Source organism: Rhizobacter sp. P1_G5, assembly GCF_056405435.1.
The window spans coordinates 1-14383 of the sequence record NZ_JBFUCB010000091.1 but is presented as its reverse complement, the minus strand read 5'-3'; the positions used below and the strand labels follow the sequence as shown (position 1 = coordinate 14383).

Genomic DNA, 14383 nt, shown 5'->3' with positions numbered 1-14383 from the left:
CCGTTCGGCGGCTTCAAGCAGTCGGGCCTGGGCCGCGAGTTTGGCGCGTTCGGGCTCGAGGCGTTTCTCGAACCGAAGAGCGTGCTCGCGGGGGCCTGATCAGTCCGGCTTGCGGTTCAGCAGGCTGAAGCCGTGGCTCCAGTGGTTGTTGCCGAAGCCGTAGCGGATCCAGATCATCGCGAGCGACTCCAGCAAGCGGGCCTGTTCGATGCCGCCGAGGTCGATCGCGCTGCGCCAGCCGAAGCTGCGCAGGATCGCCGCGACCTCGGCCTTGGCGCCGGCGTCGTTGCCGGCGATGAACATGTCCGGCTCGCCGTCCGGCAGCTTCGGCTGCACCATGTGCGACGCCGTGATGATGTTGAAGGCCTTCACGACCTTCGACTGCGGCAGCAGCCGCTGCACCGTCTCGCCGGCCGAGTCGGTGAAGCCGAGGGCGAGCGCCGGCTGGCCCGAGCTGAAGTCGACCGGGTTGACGGCGTCGATCACGGTCTTGCCGGCGAGCGCGTCGGCGAGGGCCGGCGTCAACGCACCCTTCACGGCCGCCCACGGCAGCGCGATGACGGCGCTGTCGGCCTGCCGGGCGGCATCGACCAGGCTGGCTGCGGTGCTGCCGGGGACGGCGTCCAGCGCGGCGCGGGCCTTGGCGCCGGCGCTGTCGCGGCTGCCGAAGACGACACGGTCGCCGCGGGCGGCGAAGCCCTTCGCGAGCGTCGTGCCGACGGTGCCATTCCCAAGGATGGCGAAAGTGGAAGAAGGCATGTGGGGCTCCAGGTAGATGTCGATGGAAGGCATTGTGCGAACCGGTCATCCTCAACGTAAGATGGCTGAAGGTTCATGAACTCATAACCCGAGGTTGGGAATGGATGCAGCGCAGCGGGTGCCGGCCATCCTGTCGTTCGTGCAGACCGCCGACCGCGGCAGCTTCGCGGCGGCCGCCAAGGCGCTCGGCATCTCGGGGGCGGCGGTCAGCAAGAACGTGGCCGCGCTGGAGGCCTCGCTCGGCGTGCGTCTGCTCAACCGCACGACGCGGGTGCAGCGGCTCACGACGGAGGGCGAGGCCTTCCTCGAGCGGGCGCGCATCGCGATCGATGCGCTCGATGCGGCGGTCGACGCGGTCGCGGCACAGCGCGCCGAGCCGAGCGGCCGGGTGCGCATCTCGTGCCCGAGCAACTACGGCCAGCACTTCGTGCTGCCGCTGATGCCGGGCCTGCGGGCGCGCCATCCGGGGTTGATGGTGGAGCTGGATTTCGACGACCGGCAGGTCGACCTGATCGCGCAGGGCTACGACCTCGCGCTGCGCGGCGGCCATGCGAGCGATTCGAGCCTGGTGTCGCGGCCGGTCGGCCGGCTCGAGATGGTGCTGGTCGCGACGCCCGCCTACCTGGCCGGCCGCGGCGTGCCGCGCGGCCGTGCCGACCTGCCGGAGCACGATGTCGCGATGGTGCGTTTCCTCAGTGGCCAGGTCTCGCCCTGGACCTTCCGAGAGCCCGACGGCTCGACCGTCGACCTGTGGCCCGAGCGCTGCGTGATGACGATCTCGACCGGCGCCGCGGTGGAGGTGGCGCGCATGGGCCTGGGCATCGTGCAGGTCGGGCTGCCGCAGGCCTGGCCGCTGCTGAAATCAGGGGACCTGAAGGCGCTGCTGGTCGACGAGCACGTCGCGGGCGAGCGCGAACTGGCGCTGCACTACCCGCACCGTGCGTTGATCGCGCCGCGCGTGCGGGCGACGGTCGATCACCTGGTGACGCAGCTGTCGTCGAACGAGGCGCTGCACGTCACGCGCCAGGACGTGCGGCGCTACGCGGCCTGAGCCGCGCTCATCCGGTCACTGGAAGGCGACCTCCGCAAAGCTGCGCAGCTTGCGGCTGTGCAGCTGGTCGACCGTCTGCGCCCGCAGCAGCTCCACCGCCCGCATGCCGATGCGCAGGTGCTGGTCGACGCGCTCGCGGTAGAAGTGGTTGGCCATCCCCGGCAGCTTGATCTCGCCGTGCAGCGGCTTGTCGCTGACGCACAGCAGSGTGCCGTAGGGCACGCGRAAGCGRAAGCCGTTGGCSGCRATCGTYGCGCTYTCCATGTCSAGCGCCACSGCGCGGCTCTGGCTGAAGCGGCGCTSCGGCGTGCGCTGCGGCAGCAGCTCCCAGTTGCGGTTGTCGGTGGAGGCSACSGTGCCGGTGCGCAGGATGCGCTTGAGCTCGTAGCCGGTGAGCTGCGTGATGTCGGCCACCGCCTGCTGCAGCGCGACCTGGATCTCGGCCAGCGGCGGGATCGGCACCCACAGCGGCAGGTCCTCGTCGAGCACGTGGTCCTCGCGCACGTAGCCGTGGGCCAGCACGTAGTCGCCCAGTGCCTGCGTGTTGCGCAGCCCGGCGCAGTGGCCGAGCATGATCCACGCATGCGGGCGCAGCACCGCGATGTGGTCGGTGATCGTCTTCGCGTTGGCCGGGCCGACGCCGATGTTGACCATCGTGATGCCGGCGCCGTCGCCGCGCACCAGGTGGTAGGCCGGCATCTGCGGCAGCCGCGGCGGGATCGCGCCCAGCTCGTCGCCGGGCCGGTGTGCCGTGCCGGTGCGGCGCGTGATCACGTTGCCCGGCTCGACGAAGGCGAGGTACTCGCTCGCCGGATCGGCCATCGCCTCATGGCCCAGGCGCACGAACTCGTCGATGTAGAACTGGTAGTTCGTGAACAGCACGAAGTTCTGGAAGTGGTCGGGCGCGGTGCCGGTGTAGTGGCGCAGCCGGTGCAGCGAGTAGTCGACGCGCGGCGCGGTGAACAGCGACAGCGGGTGCGATTGGCCGGGCCGCGTCTCGTAGGTGCCGTTGGCGATCGCGTCGTCCATCGCGGCCAGGTCGGGCAGGTCGAACATGTCGCGCATCAGCAGCCGGCGCTCCAGGCTCAGGCTGCCTTCCAGGTGGTCGTGCTCGGCCAGCGAGAAGTGCACCGGGATCGGCTGGCCGCTGACGCCGACCTCGAGCGCGACGTTGTGGTTCTTCAGCAGCAGCCGGAACTGCTCCAGGTAATAGCCCTGGAACAGGTCGGGCCGCGTCAGCGTGGTCTCGTAGGTGCCGGGGCCGGCGACGAAGCCATAGCTCAGCCGCGAATCGGCGCGCGCGACGGTGTCGGTGTGCACCCGCACGAAGGGGTAGCAGGCCCGCACGTGCTCGGTGGGGGCGGTGCCGGCGACGAAGCTGTGCAGGGCACCACGCAGGTGCGTGAGGCTCTGCTCGTAGATGGCCTGCACCTGCGCGAGCGCGGCGACCGGGTCGGTGAAGCGCTGGGAGTCGAGAGACATGGAATGTTCCTGGAGCCGTTCGTGACCATTCTCTCGCGCCRCCATCACCCGTGCCGGCCGGGGTTTCCTACAATTTGCGCCATCAAAACATCGGAGGAGGAACGTTCATGCCCATTGCAGGCCTCGGGCTTCACATCGTCATCGCGCTGTTCTTTGCCGTGCACGCGGTGCGCAGCCGGCAGCAGACCTACTGGCTGTTCGTGCTGTTCTCGTTCCCGCTGCTCGGCAGCATCGTCTACTTCCTGGCGATCTACCTGCCGGATTCGCGGCTGGAGCGCGGTGCGCGCAAGGCGATCGTCGCGGCGGTGAAATCGCTCGACCCGACGCGCGAACTGCGCGACGCCCGCGCCGCGTTCGAGTACACGCCGACCGCGCAGAACCAGATGCGGCTTGCCGCGGCGCTGTACGACGCCGGCGAGTTCGGCGAATCGGCGCAGACCTGGGAGGCCTGCCTGAAGGGCCCGTTCTCGACCGACCTCGAGATCCGCCGCGGTGCGGCCCGCGCCAATTTCGCCCGCGAGCGGCCGCAGGAGGCGATCAGCCACCTGAACGTGATCCGCCAGCAGGACCCGAACTTCCGCGAGGAAGAGATCTCGCTGCTGCTCGCGCGTTCGCTGGCCGCCGCCGGCCGTCACGGTGAGGCGCGCGACGCCTTCGAAGCGACGGTCGCGCGCTTCGGCAGCTTCGAGGCGCGGGCCGAGTTCGCGATCTGGGCGCTGGTGCAGCGCGAGACCGAACTCGCCGGGCGCCTGCAGGTGGAGATCCAGCGCGCCACCGAGCGCTGGAACCGCCACACCCGCGAGCTCAACGGCGAGCTGATGCGCCGGTTGCGCGTCGCGCACGAGCAGACCAGGACGCCGCCGGCCTGATCCGGCGCCAGCGGTTTCAGGCCGCCGCCGGCTCGCCCAGGTAGACCCCGCGCGGCGCGGCCAGCCCCTGCCGCACGTTGCGGCTGAGGTCGTCGGCCAGCACTTCCTCGGCACCGCTCGCGAGTGCGTCGACCACCTGCTGCGCCACCTGGTCGGGGTTCGCCTTCGCCGCGTCCAGGCCCTTCGTCATGTCGGTGTCCATGTAGCCGACGTGCACGCCCACCACCTGCGTGCCCTGCGCGCGCAGTTCGCCGCGCAGGCCGTTGGTCAGCGACCAGGCAGCCGACTTGCTCGTGCTGTAGGTCGCCGCGCTCGGGATGTTGACCCAGCTCRGCACCGACAGCACGTTGACGATCGCGCCGCCGCCGTTGGCCTTCAGCACCGGTGCGAAGGCCTGGCTGAGCGCCAGCGGGCCGAAGAAATTGGTCTCCATCTCGGCGCGTGCCGCCGCGGCACTGCCGGCGGCCAGCAGCGGCGAGCCGCGCGTGATGCCGGCGTTGTTGATCACGACGCTCACGTCCTTCAGTTGCGCGGCGGCGCGCGCGACGTCATCGGCGTTCGTCACGTCGAGCTTCACCGCCTCGACACCCGGCAGCGTGATGCTGGCCGGGTCGCGGGCGGCGGCATAGACCTTCTTCGCGCCGGCGGCGAGCAATTGCTGGACCAGCGACTTGCCGAGGCCACGGTTGGCGCCGGTCACGAGGAAGACGGCATTGCGGATGTTCATGGCGGATCCTTTCGGGGGGATGCAGAGATGTTTTATATGACGGTCGTCATGATTGAAATTATATGACGTACATCATTTATCATGTCAAGCGGCATCTTGAGCGTCACCTCGCCGGAAAGGTCTTCTCCCCATGAAAGTCAGTCGTGAACAAGCCGAGCAGAACCGCGAACGGGTGCTGCAGGTGGCCGCGAAGCTGTTCCGCGAGCGCGGTTTCGACGGCATCGGCGTGGCCGACCTGATGAAGAGCGCCGGCATGACGCACGGCGGTTTCTACGGGCAGTTCGGCTCGAAGGAAGACCTGATGGCCGAGACCTGCGCGCGGGTGTTCGCGGCGGGCGGGCAGCGCTGGCAGCGGGTCGTCGGCGAGGCGGCGGCGCGCGGCGACAGCGGCATGGCGGCGCTGGCACGCGCCTACCTGTCGGCCGAACACCGCGACGATCCCGGCGACGGCTGCCCGGTGTCGGCGCTCGGTGCCGAGGCGGCGCGCCAGGGGCCGGCGCTGCGGGCCGCGTTCACCGCGGGGGTGCGCGACGCGCTGGACTTCATCGGCGGACTGGTCGGCGGGCGCAAGGCGCGGCGCCGCGAGCGCGCGATCGTCGCGTATGCCGCGATGATCGGCGCGCAGGTGCTGGCGCGCGMGGTCGACGACGAGGCCTTGTCGACCGAGATCCTGCAGGCGGTCGCGGCGGAACTCGGGGACGAGCCCGCCGCGGCCTGACCAGGATCAGTTCAGACCTTCAACGCAGCGGCGCGAACAGTGCCGCGAGCCGGTCCGGCGTGCCGTCGATGCGTTGCAGCGTCGGGTAGCGCAGCCCGCCGCGCCACTCGATGCGCACGCTGCGGTAGAGATCGCCGGACTTCAGCAGCAGCTCGATCGGCCCGCCGCTCTTCGCGGCGGTCACCGCCTCCTTCAGCAGGTCTTCGGTGTAGGCCCGGCCGTTGACGGCCAGCAGCGTCGCACCGGGCGCCATGCCGGCGTCGAAGGCCGGGCTGCCCCAGTTCACGTTGCGCACCTTCGCGGCTTCGCCGAGGTCGAAGCCGAGCGAGTAGCTGAAGTCGGTGACCTTCCAGGCCCCCATCTTCGCGCTGTAGTGCTCGCTCGGCTTGTCGCTCCAGCCGAGCTTCCAGCCCGACGCGGCGATGCCGGCCATCGGTGCCGGCCGGTCGTGCGTGTCCAGCCGCTGGCGCAGGAAGCCGGCCCAGTCGTACGCCTGCACGCGGTTCAGCTCGCGCACCACGTCGTCGAAGGTGTAGGTCAGCGGCTGCACGCGCTTCGGCTCGGCACCGAAGAAGGCGCGGGCGAAGTCGTCCAGCGAGCGCTTGCCGTTCGAGCGCTCGCGGATCAGCATGTCGGCTTCGAGCCAGATCAGCCGCGACTCGTCGTAGTAGTCGGCGCTGCGCTGCCACGAGCTCCAGTCGCGGCGCCCGCGCGTCGCCCACAGCAGCGGCTCGTTGGTGGTGTCCTGCAGGCTGCGCCAGGCGCGGCCGGCGCGGGCGTCGAGCCAGGCTGCGGTCTCGGCCAGGTCGGCGCGTGCGTCGGCGGCGCTGACCAGGCCGGAGCGCGCGGCCAGCACGGCGCCCCAGTACTGCGTCTGGCCTTCGTAGACCCACAGCAGGCTGTCGCGCATCGGCGTGTTGAAGTGCGGCGTCCACAGGTCGGCCGGGCGACGGAACTTGCCGTTCCACGAGTGGGTGTACTCGTGCGGCAGCAGGTCGCGCCCGGTCGAGCCCTTGGCCCATTCGGTGAAGTAGGCCGCCTTGACGCCGTTCTCGCTGGACTGGTGGTGCTCCAGCCCGATGTGGCCGAACTGCTCGCTGAGCGCCAGCAGGAACTCGTAGTGCGTGAAGTGCCGCGACGCGAACACCTTGTCGGCCTGCGTGACGAGCGCGCGGTGCGCCGCGAGCTGCTCCGGGCTGATCACGTTCTGCGAGGCGCGGTCGGCGACCACGTTCAGGAACACCGGCGCGCGGCCGGCCGCGCTGGCGCCGGGGTCGAGGTCCAGGCGCTGCAGGTGGCGGCCGGCGAACACCGGCGAGTCGACCAGCGTGTCGAGGTCGGTGGCCTTGAACGAGAAGCTCGCGCCACCGGTGGTGGCAACGGCCGGCGAGGCCAGCTCCAGCGCGGTGCCGGCCAGCCAGCCGGCCGGCAGCGTCAGGCTGGGCTGCACGCTGATCTTCGCGGCGGCGTAGCCGGCCGGGTACAGCACGACGGCGTTCCACTGCACGCCGAGCATGTCGGGCGTGACGACCTGGCGTTCGCTGCCGGGCTCGAGCGGCGTCAGGAACTGGAACTCGATGTCGAGTGCCGCCGCACCGGCCGGCACCTCGATGTGGAAGGCCGCGCTGTCGACGGCGTCGCGCACCCAGGCGACGGGCTTGCCGCCGGCGCTGACCTGCAGGCCGCTCAGCTGCGCGAGTGCGGCGCTGGGCGAATGCGTGCCGGGCAGCCAGCGCGGGTAGTACAGCGCGAGCGGGCCGGGCGAGACGGGGATCGTCTCGCGCACGCGGAAGATCTTGCGATCGAGGTCGGTGGCATCCACCGAGAGGCTGATCACGCCCGGGTAGGGCGCGTCGCTCAGTGCCGGCAGGGTTTGCGCGGCGGCGAGCGGGGCGAGGGCGGCCAGGCTGATGGCGGCCACCGCGGTGCGAAGGGTCGGGTTCATCGGGGTCCTGTGAGTTGGACCGAAAACGATAAGCGAAAAGACGGCCGGTTCGCTGTGACAAACTGATCTCACGTCGAATCCGTGGCGACAATCCACCCTCGCAGTACCCGCCACCATGGACCCCGCCACCGTCATCCTGATGCTCGCCATCCACCTGATCGCCAGCGGCGGGCTGATGGCACTCGTGTGGCGCCGCATGCCGGGGGCGCCGGGGCTGGGCCGCTGGGCGCTGGCGAGCGGCCTGTTCGGTGCGGCCTACCTGGCGCGCCTGCTGGCCGGGCTGCAGGGGGTCGATGCGCTCGGCCTGGTGTCCGACGGCGTGATGCTRCTCGCGGTGCTGGTGTTCGGCGACGGCGTGCGCGAGTTCGTCGGCCGCGCGCCGGTGCCGCCGCGGCGCGTCGGCGTGCTGGCGCTGCTGCTGATCGGCACCGAGGTCGCCGCGGCGGCCTTCGGCGGCGCGCAGGCGCGGCACGTCGCGCTGAACGCGATGATCGGCCTGCTGTATGCGCAGATCGCCTGGATCCTCGCCGCCGAGCGCACCCGCCAGAGCGCCCCGCTGCACGCGCCGCTGGCGCTGCTGGTCGGGATCGTCGGCGGCCTGTCGGCGCTGACGCTGCTGCGCGGTGCGCACATCGCGCGCGACGGCATGCCGGTCGCCTTCCACGGCCCGATGGCCCAGGGCTACTACCTCTACGCATCGGTCACGGCGGTGGTCACCGCGCTGACGCTGGTGTGGATGATGCTGCTGCGCCTGAACGGCCAGCTCGCCGACCTGGCGACCCGCGACGCGCTGACCGGCGTGTTCAACCGCAACGGCCTCGCGCAGGCGCTGAAGCAGCATTTCGACCAGCGCCAGGCCGCGCCGTTGACGCTGCTGCTGATCGACATCGACCACTTCAAGCGCATCAACGACACGCTGGGCCACGCCACCGGCGATGCGGTGTTGCAAGGCGTGGCGCGCGAGCTGCAGTCGCAGCTGCGCGCCGGCGATTTCGTCGCGCGCATCGGCGGCGAGGAGTTCCTGGTCGGCTGCGTCGGCGCGGACCGCGCGATCGTGCTCGCGCTGGCCGACCGGCTGCACCGCAGCATCGGCCGCCTGCAGGTGCCGGCGGCCACCGGCAGCGAGCGGATCGGCTGCACGGCGAGCATCGGCGTGTCGGCCAGCTTCGACCGCTTCGACGGCTGGGAGCCCGCCGCCTCGCAGGCCGACGAGGCGCTGTACCGCGTGAAGGCGGCGGGCCGCGACGGCGTGCAATCGCACCTGGTGGCGTGCAGGACCTGAGCCATGGCCACCGACCCGGCGCCGCAGATGCGCATCGGCGAACTGGCCGAGCGCACCGGCCGCAGCGTGCATGCGATCCGCTGGTACGAGGCACAGGGGCTGCTGCCCGGCGTGCTGCGCAACGCGGCGGGCCGGCGCCTGTACGGCGAGCGCCATGTCGGCTGGCTGGAACTGATGGAGCGGCTGCGCAGCACCGGCATGTCGATCGCGCAGATGCGGGCCTACACCGCGCTCGTGATGCAGGGCCGGCGCACGCTGCCGCAGCGCCAGCAGCAGCTCGCGGCGCACCGTGCGCAGGTCGAGGCGCGGATCGCCGAATGGAAGACGGCGCTGAAGGAGCTCGACCGCAAGCTGGCCTTCTATGCCGACTGGGTGGCGCAGGGCGCGCGCCCGCCGACGGACCCGCAGGGCCGGCCGCTGCCGCGCCCTCGCCCTCTCAAGCCGAAGACCAAGACCCTCAAGCGCTGACGGGTATCGCTTGATCTAGAGCCTGCTCTAGATCGCCCACTGGCGGCATGACCCACTCCCCCGTCAACGCCATGTCCTCCTTGTCCTCTTCTTCCGACAACAAGCTGCTGCTGCAGCGCATCTTCGGGCAGCTGGCCGTCGGCAACGGCCGGCCGCTGGTCGACGCGATGGCCGACGACTTCTGCTGGACGATCACCGGCAGCTCGGCCTGGTCCGGCACCTGGCGCGGCAAGCCGGCGGTGCGCGAGCGACTGCTCGCCCCCCTGTTCGCGCAGTTCGAAGGCACCTACACCAACACCGCCGAGCGCTTCATCGCGGAAGGCGAGCACGTGGTGGTGCTGTGCCGCGGCCGCGTCGACACCCGGGCCGGCAAGCCGTATGACAACAGCTACTGCTTCGTCTTCCGGCTCGCAGCCGGTCAGCTGAAGGAGGTGGTGGAGTACCTCGACACCGCGCTGGTGGATGCGGTGCTCGCGCCGCCGCCGCCGGCCGCAGCCTGACCGCGCATCTGGCGCAGCCAGCCGCCGGGCGTCAGGCCGGTCGCGCCCTTGAAGCGGCGGCTGAAGTGGCTCTGGTCCGCAAAGCCGGCGTCCAGTGCCGCGAGCGCGGGCGCGACGCCGGCCAGCAGCAGGCGCTTCGCGTGTTCCAGCCGCACCGCGTTCAGGTAGACGTGAGGCGGCACGCCGAAGTGCTGGGCGAACGCACGGCTCAGGTGCACCCGCGACAGCCCGGCCTCGCGCGCCAGCTCGGCCACCGACAGGTCGCGCGACGCATGGGCGCGGATGTGGTCGCGCACGCGCAGCATGCGCCGTGAACCGGCGGCCAGCGGGCTGGTGCCCGTCGCCGGTGTCTCGCCGTGCCGCTGCAGCAACCGCACCAGCACATCGGTGGTGAGGGCCTCGCCGCGCAGCGACTCCTGCGGCTGGCCGATGGCCGCCATCGCGCGCTGCAGCGCGGCGGCGGCCGGCGGGTCGTGCACCACCGGCTGCCGGAAGAAGGCGCTGGCGRGCGTGCCGGCCTCGCGTTGCAGGTGGCGCGGCAGCGCGGCCGGGTCGACGTAGAGGATCGCGTAGCCGAATCCTTCGTCGGTGCCGCGCTGGCCGTCGTGGGCCTCGTCGGGGTTGAACAGCAGCAGGTCGCCGGGCAGGCTGGCGTGGGCGGCGCCGCGGCAGTGGAAGGTCTGCACCCCGCTGTGCGTGACGCCGATCGCGTACTGCGCGTGGCTGTGCCGCTCGAACACATGCTCGGTGAAATGCGCCCGCATCAGCGTGATGTCGGGCGTGGCACCCGGCTGGAAGCGGGCCCAATCCGAAGGACTCGAGGCGTTGGCGTCGCCGGAAGGCAGGGTCGACATGTGACAAGCGTACAAGACCGTTGCCGCACGCGGCGGCAGACTGCGTGCAGTTCCACTCTCGATGCCAGGATTTCCATGAACGCGATCGACCTGCACGGCAAGCTCGAACTCTTCAGCGACCACTGGGCCCCACGCACCGTGGCCGAGTACAACGGCCACGACGTGATGGTGGTGAAGGTGAACGGCGAGTACCGCTGGCATGCCCACCCCGACACCGACGACTTCTTCCTCGTGCTGAAGGGCCGGCTGCACATCGATCTGCCGGACGGCACGGTCACGCTCGGCCCTGGCCAGATGTTCGTCGTGCCGCGCGGCGTGCAGCACCGGCCGTGGGCCGAGGAAGAAGTGCACATGCTGCTGATCGAGCCGACCGGCACGCCGAACAGCGGCGATGCGGCGACGGCCGCGCCGCGGCGCGTGCTGTGATGCCACGGGGTGGGCAGACAAAGCGCCGCCCGCGTGGCCGCTGACGGAACCGCCGGGCCGGCGCGGTCACCCACTGTCCGTCTTCAATCCTCCGTGAAAGTCACTCCGTGGGAGTTGCTCCTGTTGGAAATGCCGCGGTGCAGCTGGGCCTGATCGAGCCGCTGATCGCCGCACCCGACCGCCAGGCCTACCTGCTGCGGAAAGTGTCGATGTGCCGCGGCGGCGCCCGCGTCACGCTGGGGACGGCGGGCTTCGACGGCTCGGACGGGCAGGGGATCGACGCGCTGGCGGACGTGACCGGCGGGGACCCGCCGGGGGACGATGGAGGCTCCTTGGGCGCGGCGCCTTCCACCTCCCGGACGAAGGGCGGTGTCGCGCGTGCGACCCGCCCGTCGCGCGGTGGGCGCCGCCGGCATGGCGGCCAAGGCGATTCGCGGGGACGCGACACGCCCGATGACGGGGACAGCGACGACGAGGACCCGGAAGATCAGCCTTTCACCACCGCATAGCGCTCGAGCGTCCGCACTCGCGCCTCGTCGTGCATCACGACCGGCAGCGGGTAGCTGTCGCCGAGCCGCACGCCGGCTTCGGCCAGCTCGATCGGCCGCGCCAGCCACGGCGCATGGATCGCCTGGTCCGACAGCCCCGCCAGCGCCGGCAGGTAGCGCCGGATGAACTTGCCCGCGGCGTCGAACTTCTCGCTCTGGCTCACCGGGTTGAAGATGCGGAAATACGGCTGCGCATCGCACCCCGTCGAGGCCGCCCACTGCCAGCCGCCGTTGTTGGCCGCCAGGTCGTAGTCGTTGAGCTTCTCGGCGAACCAGCGCTCGCCCCAGCGCCAGTCGATGCCGAGGTCCTTGGTCAGGAAGCTGGCCGTCACCATGCGCAGCCGGTTGTGCATGTAGCCGGTCTGGTTGATCTGCGCCATCGCGGCATCGACCAGCGGGTAGCCGGTGCGGYCCTCGCACCACGCCTCGAACAGCGCCTGCGCGTGCTTGCCGTGCTCCCACTTGATGGCGTCGTACTCGGGCTTGAAGCTCGCGTCGACCACCCGTGGGTGGTGGTGCAGCACCTGGTGGTAGAAATCGCGCCACACCAGCTCCGACAGCCACACCGCCGCGCCCGCCGAGCCGTGGTGCATGCGCTGCGCCGCCTCGCGCGCCAGCGTGCGGATCGAGACGGTGCCGAAGCGCAGGTGCATCGACAGGTAGCTCGGCCCCCTCACCGCCGGGAAGTCGCGCGCCTCGCCATAGCGCTCGATGCGCGGCAGGAAGTCGTCGAGCAGCGCCCGTGCGCCGGCCTCGCCCGTCCCCTGGTGCAGTTCGTGCAGGTTGGTCGGCTCGAAGCCGATCTCGGCGAGCGACGGGATGTCAGCGGCGACATCTTCCGCCGGCGGTGCCAGCCGGTGCGCGTAGCGTTCCACCGGGTACGCGCTGACGTAGAACGGCTCCAGCTTGCGCAGCCACGCGTTCTTGTACGGCGTGAACACGCTGTAGGCCTTGCCGCTGCCGGTCAGCAGCTCGCTGCGCTCGAACACCACATGGTCCTTGCCGGTGTGCAGCGCGATGCCCAGGTCGGCCAGCGCGCCGCGCACCCGGGCGTCACGGGCCAGCGAGGCCGGTTCGTCGTCGTGGTTGGCGTACACCGCCTGCACGTGCAGTTCGTGGGCCAGCCGCGGCAGCTCCTGCGTGGCCAGGCCGTGCCGCACCAGCAGCCGGGCGCCGGGTGCGAGCGCTTGCAGCCGGGTGTCGAGCGCGACCAGGCAGTCGCGGATGAACTCGACCCGCCGGTCGGCGCGCGGCAGCGCATCGAGGATCGCCTGGTCGAGGATGAACCCGCAGTACACCTTGCGGGCGGCCTTCAGCGCATGGAACAGCGCGGCATGGTCCTCGGCCCGCAAATCACGCCGGAACCACACCAGCGCGGCGTCCAGCGAGGGCTCTGTAACCTTTTCCATCGGGCGAGTGTGCCGCAGTCATAAAATGCCCCGATGCCTGCCGCGACCATCAACCTGACGAACCAGTTCCTGATCGCCATGCCGGGCATGGCCGACGACACCTTCGCCGGCGCGGTGATCTACCTGTGCGAGCACACCGAGAAGGGCGCGCTCGGCCTGGTGATCAACAAGCCGATCGACATCAAGCTGAAGAACCTGTTCGAAAAGGTCGAACTGACGCTCGACCGCCCCGACCTGGCCGATGTGCCGGTCTACTTCGGCRGCCCGGTGCAGACCGAGCGCGGCTTCGTGCTGCACGAGCGGCTGGGCGGCGAAGCGGGCGAGGGCGGGCACTACAACTCGTCGCTGCAGATTCCCGGCGGGCTCGAGATGACCACCAGCAAGGACGTGCTGGAGGCGCTGTCGCACGGCGCCGGCCCGAAGAAGATCCTCGTCACGCTCGGCTACAGCGGCTGGAGCGCCGGCCAGCTCGAGGAAGAGATCGGCCGCAACGGCTGGATCAACGTCGTCGCCGAGCCCGGCGTCATCTTCGACACGCCGGTCGAGCAGCGCTACGACAAGGCGCTGTCGCTGCTGGGGATCGACCCGCGCATGCTCTCGCAAGAGGCGGGGCATGCATGAGGCCGCTGCTCCCCGCTCGTTCCTGGCTTTCGATTTCGGCACGCTGCGCGTCGGCGTGGCCACCGGCAACACCGTGACCCGCACCGCGACGCCGCTGCGCACCGTGGCGGCGGTCGGCGATGCGCGCTTCGCGGCGCTCGGCAAGCTGATCACCGAATGGCAGCCGAGTGCGCTGGTGGTCGGCGTGCCGGTGCACCCCGACGGCGCGCCGCACGAGAACACCGTCCGCGCGCAGCGCTTCGCCCGCCAGCTGCACGGCCGCTTCCGGCTGCCGGTGCACGAGGTCGACGAGCGCTACACCACCACCGAGGCCCACGCGATGGGGGCCGGCGACGTCGATGCGGCGTCGGCGGCCATCATCCTGGAGCAATACCTGCGAGCCCTGCCTTGACAAACGCCGCCTTGACCTCCACCGACAGGACCACCTGATGGGCACACTGCTTCTCGACGCCGAGGCGTTGTACACCGACCTGCAAGCGGTCGTGCGCAACCTGCTGCAACCCGACACCGTGCTGGTGGGCATCTGGTCGGGCGGCGCCTGGCTGGCCGAGCGGCTGCATGCGCAGCTGAAGCTGCCGGGCGAGATCGGGGTGATCTCCAGCGCGCTGCACCGCGACGATTTCGCGTCGCGCGGCATGTCCAGCGCCGACCCGACGCGGCTGCCGTTCGAGGTCGACGGCCGCCCGATCCTGCTGATCGACGACGTGCTCTACACCGGCCGCAC

The 14383-nt window shown here is 70.8% G+C and carries 18 protein-coding genes; 12 read left to right on the top strand and 6 right to left on the bottom strand.

The features are described from left to right. On the top strand, positions 1-99 hold a 99-nt coding region (locus tag AC1D12_RS09395), incomplete at its 5' end, for an aldehyde dehydrogenase family protein (RefSeq protein ID WP_477840086.1). On the opposite strand, the gene AC1D12_RS09390 is transcribed toward AC1D12_RS09395, so the two are convergent. After that, positions 100-759 carry an NADPH-dependent F420 reductase gene (locus AC1D12_RS09390; RefSeq protein WP_477828366.1) on the bottom strand — a complete coding sequence of 220 codons (660 nt, stop codon included), beginning with the start codon at positions 757-759 and terminating at the stop codon, positions 100-102. It abuts the gene before it with no gap. 100 nt (positions 760-859) lie between these two features. On the opposite strand from AC1D12_RS09390, the gene AC1D12_RS09385 reads away from it, so the two are divergent. Further along, positions 860-1810: a LysR family transcriptional regulator gene (locus AC1D12_RS09385; protein ID WP_465114146.1), complete on the top strand. Its 951-nt coding sequence runs from the start codon at positions 860-862 to the stop codon at positions 1808-1810. Positions 1811-1825: 15 nt separating this feature from the next. Here AC1D12_RS09385 and AC1D12_RS09380 read toward each other — a convergent pair whose 3' ends face one another. After that, entirely contained in the window at positions 1826-3292 is a 1467-nt protein-coding gene (locus tag AC1D12_RS09380) for an AMP nucleosidase (RefSeq protein ID WP_477840083.1), read from the bottom strand. 107 nt (positions 3293-3399) lie between these two features. On the opposite strand from AC1D12_RS09380, the gene AC1D12_RS09375 reads away from it, so the two are divergent. Beyond that, positions 3400-4161 (top strand): tetratricopeptide repeat protein, encoded by a 762-nt coding sequence (locus AC1D12_RS09375; RefSeq protein ID WP_477840080.1) that lies wholly within the window; start codon positions 3400-3402, stop codon positions 4159-4161. Positions 4162-4177: 16 nt separating this feature from the next. On the opposite strand, the gene AC1D12_RS09370 is transcribed toward AC1D12_RS09375, so the two are convergent. Beyond that, positions 4178-4888, bottom strand: coding sequence for an SDR family oxidoreductase (locus tag AC1D12_RS09370; protein ID WP_477840078.1), 711 nt, complete (start codon positions 4886-4888; stop codon positions 4178-4180). A gap of 130 nt (positions 4889-5018) precedes the next feature. On the opposite strand from AC1D12_RS09370, the gene AC1D12_RS09365 reads away from it, so the two are divergent. Next, positions 5019-5606, top strand: coding sequence for a TetR/AcrR family transcriptional regulator (locus AC1D12_RS09365; RefSeq protein ID WP_477840077.1), 588 nt, complete (start codon positions 5019-5021; stop codon positions 5604-5606). Between the two features lie 19 nt (positions 5607-5625). Here the strand turns inward: AC1D12_RS09365 and AC1D12_RS09360 are convergent, their stop codons facing one another. Then, a complete protein-coding gene (locus AC1D12_RS09360) occupies positions 5626-7551 on the bottom strand; it encodes a M61 family metallopeptidase (protein ID WP_465114142.1) in 1926 nt (641 codons plus the stop codon). 115 nt (positions 7552-7666) lie between these two features. Here AC1D12_RS09360 and AC1D12_RS09355 point away from each other — a divergent pair, with 115 nt between their 5' ends. From AC1D12_RS09355 to AC1D12_RS09345, 3 genes are all read left to right on the top strand, one after another. Next, positions 7667-8833 (top strand): GGDEF domain-containing protein, encoded by a 1167-nt coding sequence (locus tag AC1D12_RS09355; RefSeq protein WP_477840075.1) that lies wholly within the window; start codon positions 7667-7669, stop codon positions 8831-8833. Between the two features lie 3 nt (positions 8834-8836). After that, on the top strand, positions 8837-9301 hold the full coding sequence (locus AC1D12_RS09350; protein WP_477826146.1) for a MerR family transcriptional regulator: 465 nt from the start codon (positions 8837-8839) through the stop codon (positions 9299-9301). Positions 9302-9372: 71 nt separating this feature from the next. Then, the gene (locus AC1D12_RS09345) at positions 9373-9801 is read left to right on the top strand and encodes a nuclear transport factor 2 family protein (protein WP_477826145.1); all 429 of its coding nucleotides are present in this window, start codon (positions 9373-9375) and stop codon (positions 9799-9801) included. Here the strand turns inward: AC1D12_RS09345 and AC1D12_RS09340 are convergent. Then, on the bottom strand, positions 9720-10655 hold the full coding sequence (locus AC1D12_RS09340; protein WP_477840073.1) for a helix-turn-helix domain-containing protein: 936 nt from the start codon (positions 10653-10655) through the stop codon (positions 9720-9722). The two genes, AC1D12_RS09345 and AC1D12_RS09340, sit on opposite strands and share 82 nt — an antisense overlap. 75 nt (positions 10656-10730) lie before the next feature. Here AC1D12_RS09340 and AC1D12_RS09335 point away from each other — a divergent pair, with 75 nt between their 5' ends. Both AC1D12_RS09335 and AC1D12_RS09330 read left to right on the top strand, forming a co-directional pair. After that, complete coding sequence (locus tag AC1D12_RS09335) at positions 10731-11081, top strand: cupin domain-containing protein (RefSeq protein ID WP_465114137.1); 351 nt, start codon at positions 10731-10733, stop codon at positions 11079-11081. A gap of 137 nt (positions 11082-11218) precedes the next feature. Beyond that, positions 11219-11590, top strand: coding sequence for a hypothetical protein (locus tag AC1D12_RS09330; protein ID WP_465114136.1), 372 nt, complete (start codon positions 11219-11221; stop codon positions 11588-11590). Here the strand turns inward: AC1D12_RS09330 and AC1D12_RS09325 are convergent. Continuing rightward, entirely contained in the window at positions 11569-13038 is a 1470-nt protein-coding gene (locus tag AC1D12_RS09325) for a cryptochrome/photolyase family protein (protein ID WP_477840071.1), read from the bottom strand. The two genes, AC1D12_RS09330 and AC1D12_RS09325, sit on opposite strands and share 22 nt — an antisense overlap. A gap of 33 nt (positions 13039-13071) precedes the next feature. On the opposite strand from AC1D12_RS09325, the gene AC1D12_RS09320 reads away from it, so the two are divergent. The 3 genes from AC1D12_RS09320 to AC1D12_RS09310 form a co-directional block, all read left to right on the top strand. Then, positions 13072-13659: a YqgE/AlgH family protein gene (locus tag AC1D12_RS09320; protein ID WP_477840068.1), complete on the top strand. Its 588-nt coding sequence runs from the start codon at positions 13072-13074 to the stop codon at positions 13657-13659. Continuing rightward, positions 13652-14050 carry a Holliday junction resolvase RuvX gene (gene ruvX / locus AC1D12_RS09315; RefSeq protein ID WP_477826142.1) on the top strand — a complete coding sequence of 133 codons (399 nt, stop codon included), beginning with the start codon at positions 13652-13654 and terminating at the stop codon, positions 14048-14050. The genes AC1D12_RS09320 and ruvX overlap by 8 nt, the downstream gene beginning before the upstream one ends. Positions 14051-14087: 37 nt before the next feature. Further along, the coding region (locus AC1D12_RS09310) for a phosphoribosyltransferase family protein (RefSeq protein WP_477840066.1) at positions 14088-14383 on the top strand (296 nt) is incomplete at its 3' end.

Coding starts and splice junctions, on each gene's coding strand:
- AC1D12_RS09390 (WP_477828366.1), bottom strand. CDS start 759: ATGCCTTCTTCCACTTTCGCCATCCTTGGGAATGGCACCGTCGGCACG.
- AC1D12_RS09385 (WP_465114146.1), top strand. CDS start 860: ATGGATGCAGCGCAGCGGGTGCCGGCCATCCTGTCGTTCGTGCAGACC.
- AC1D12_RS09375 (WP_477840080.1), top strand. CDS start 3,400: ATGCCCATTGCAGGCCTCGGGCTTCACATCGTCATCGCGCTGTTCTTT.
- AC1D12_RS09360 (WP_465114142.1), bottom strand. CDS start 7,551: ATGAACCCGACCCTTCGCACCGCGGTGGCCGCCATCAGCCTGGCCGCC.
- AC1D12_RS09350 (WP_477826146.1), top strand. CDS start 8,837: ATGGCCACCGACCCGGCGCCGCAGATGCGCATCGGCGAACTGGCCGAG.
- AC1D12_RS09345 (WP_477826145.1), top strand. CDS start 9,373: ATGTCCTCCTTGTCCTCTTCTTCCGACAACAAGCTGCTGCTGCAGCGC.
- AC1D12_RS09335 (WP_465114137.1), top strand. CDS start 10,731: ATGAACGCGATCGACCTGCACGGCAAGCTCGAACTCTTCAGCGACCAC.
- ruvX (WP_477826142.1), top strand. CDS start 13,652: ATGCATGAGGCCGCTGCTCCCCGCTCGTTCCTGGCTTTCGATTTCGGC.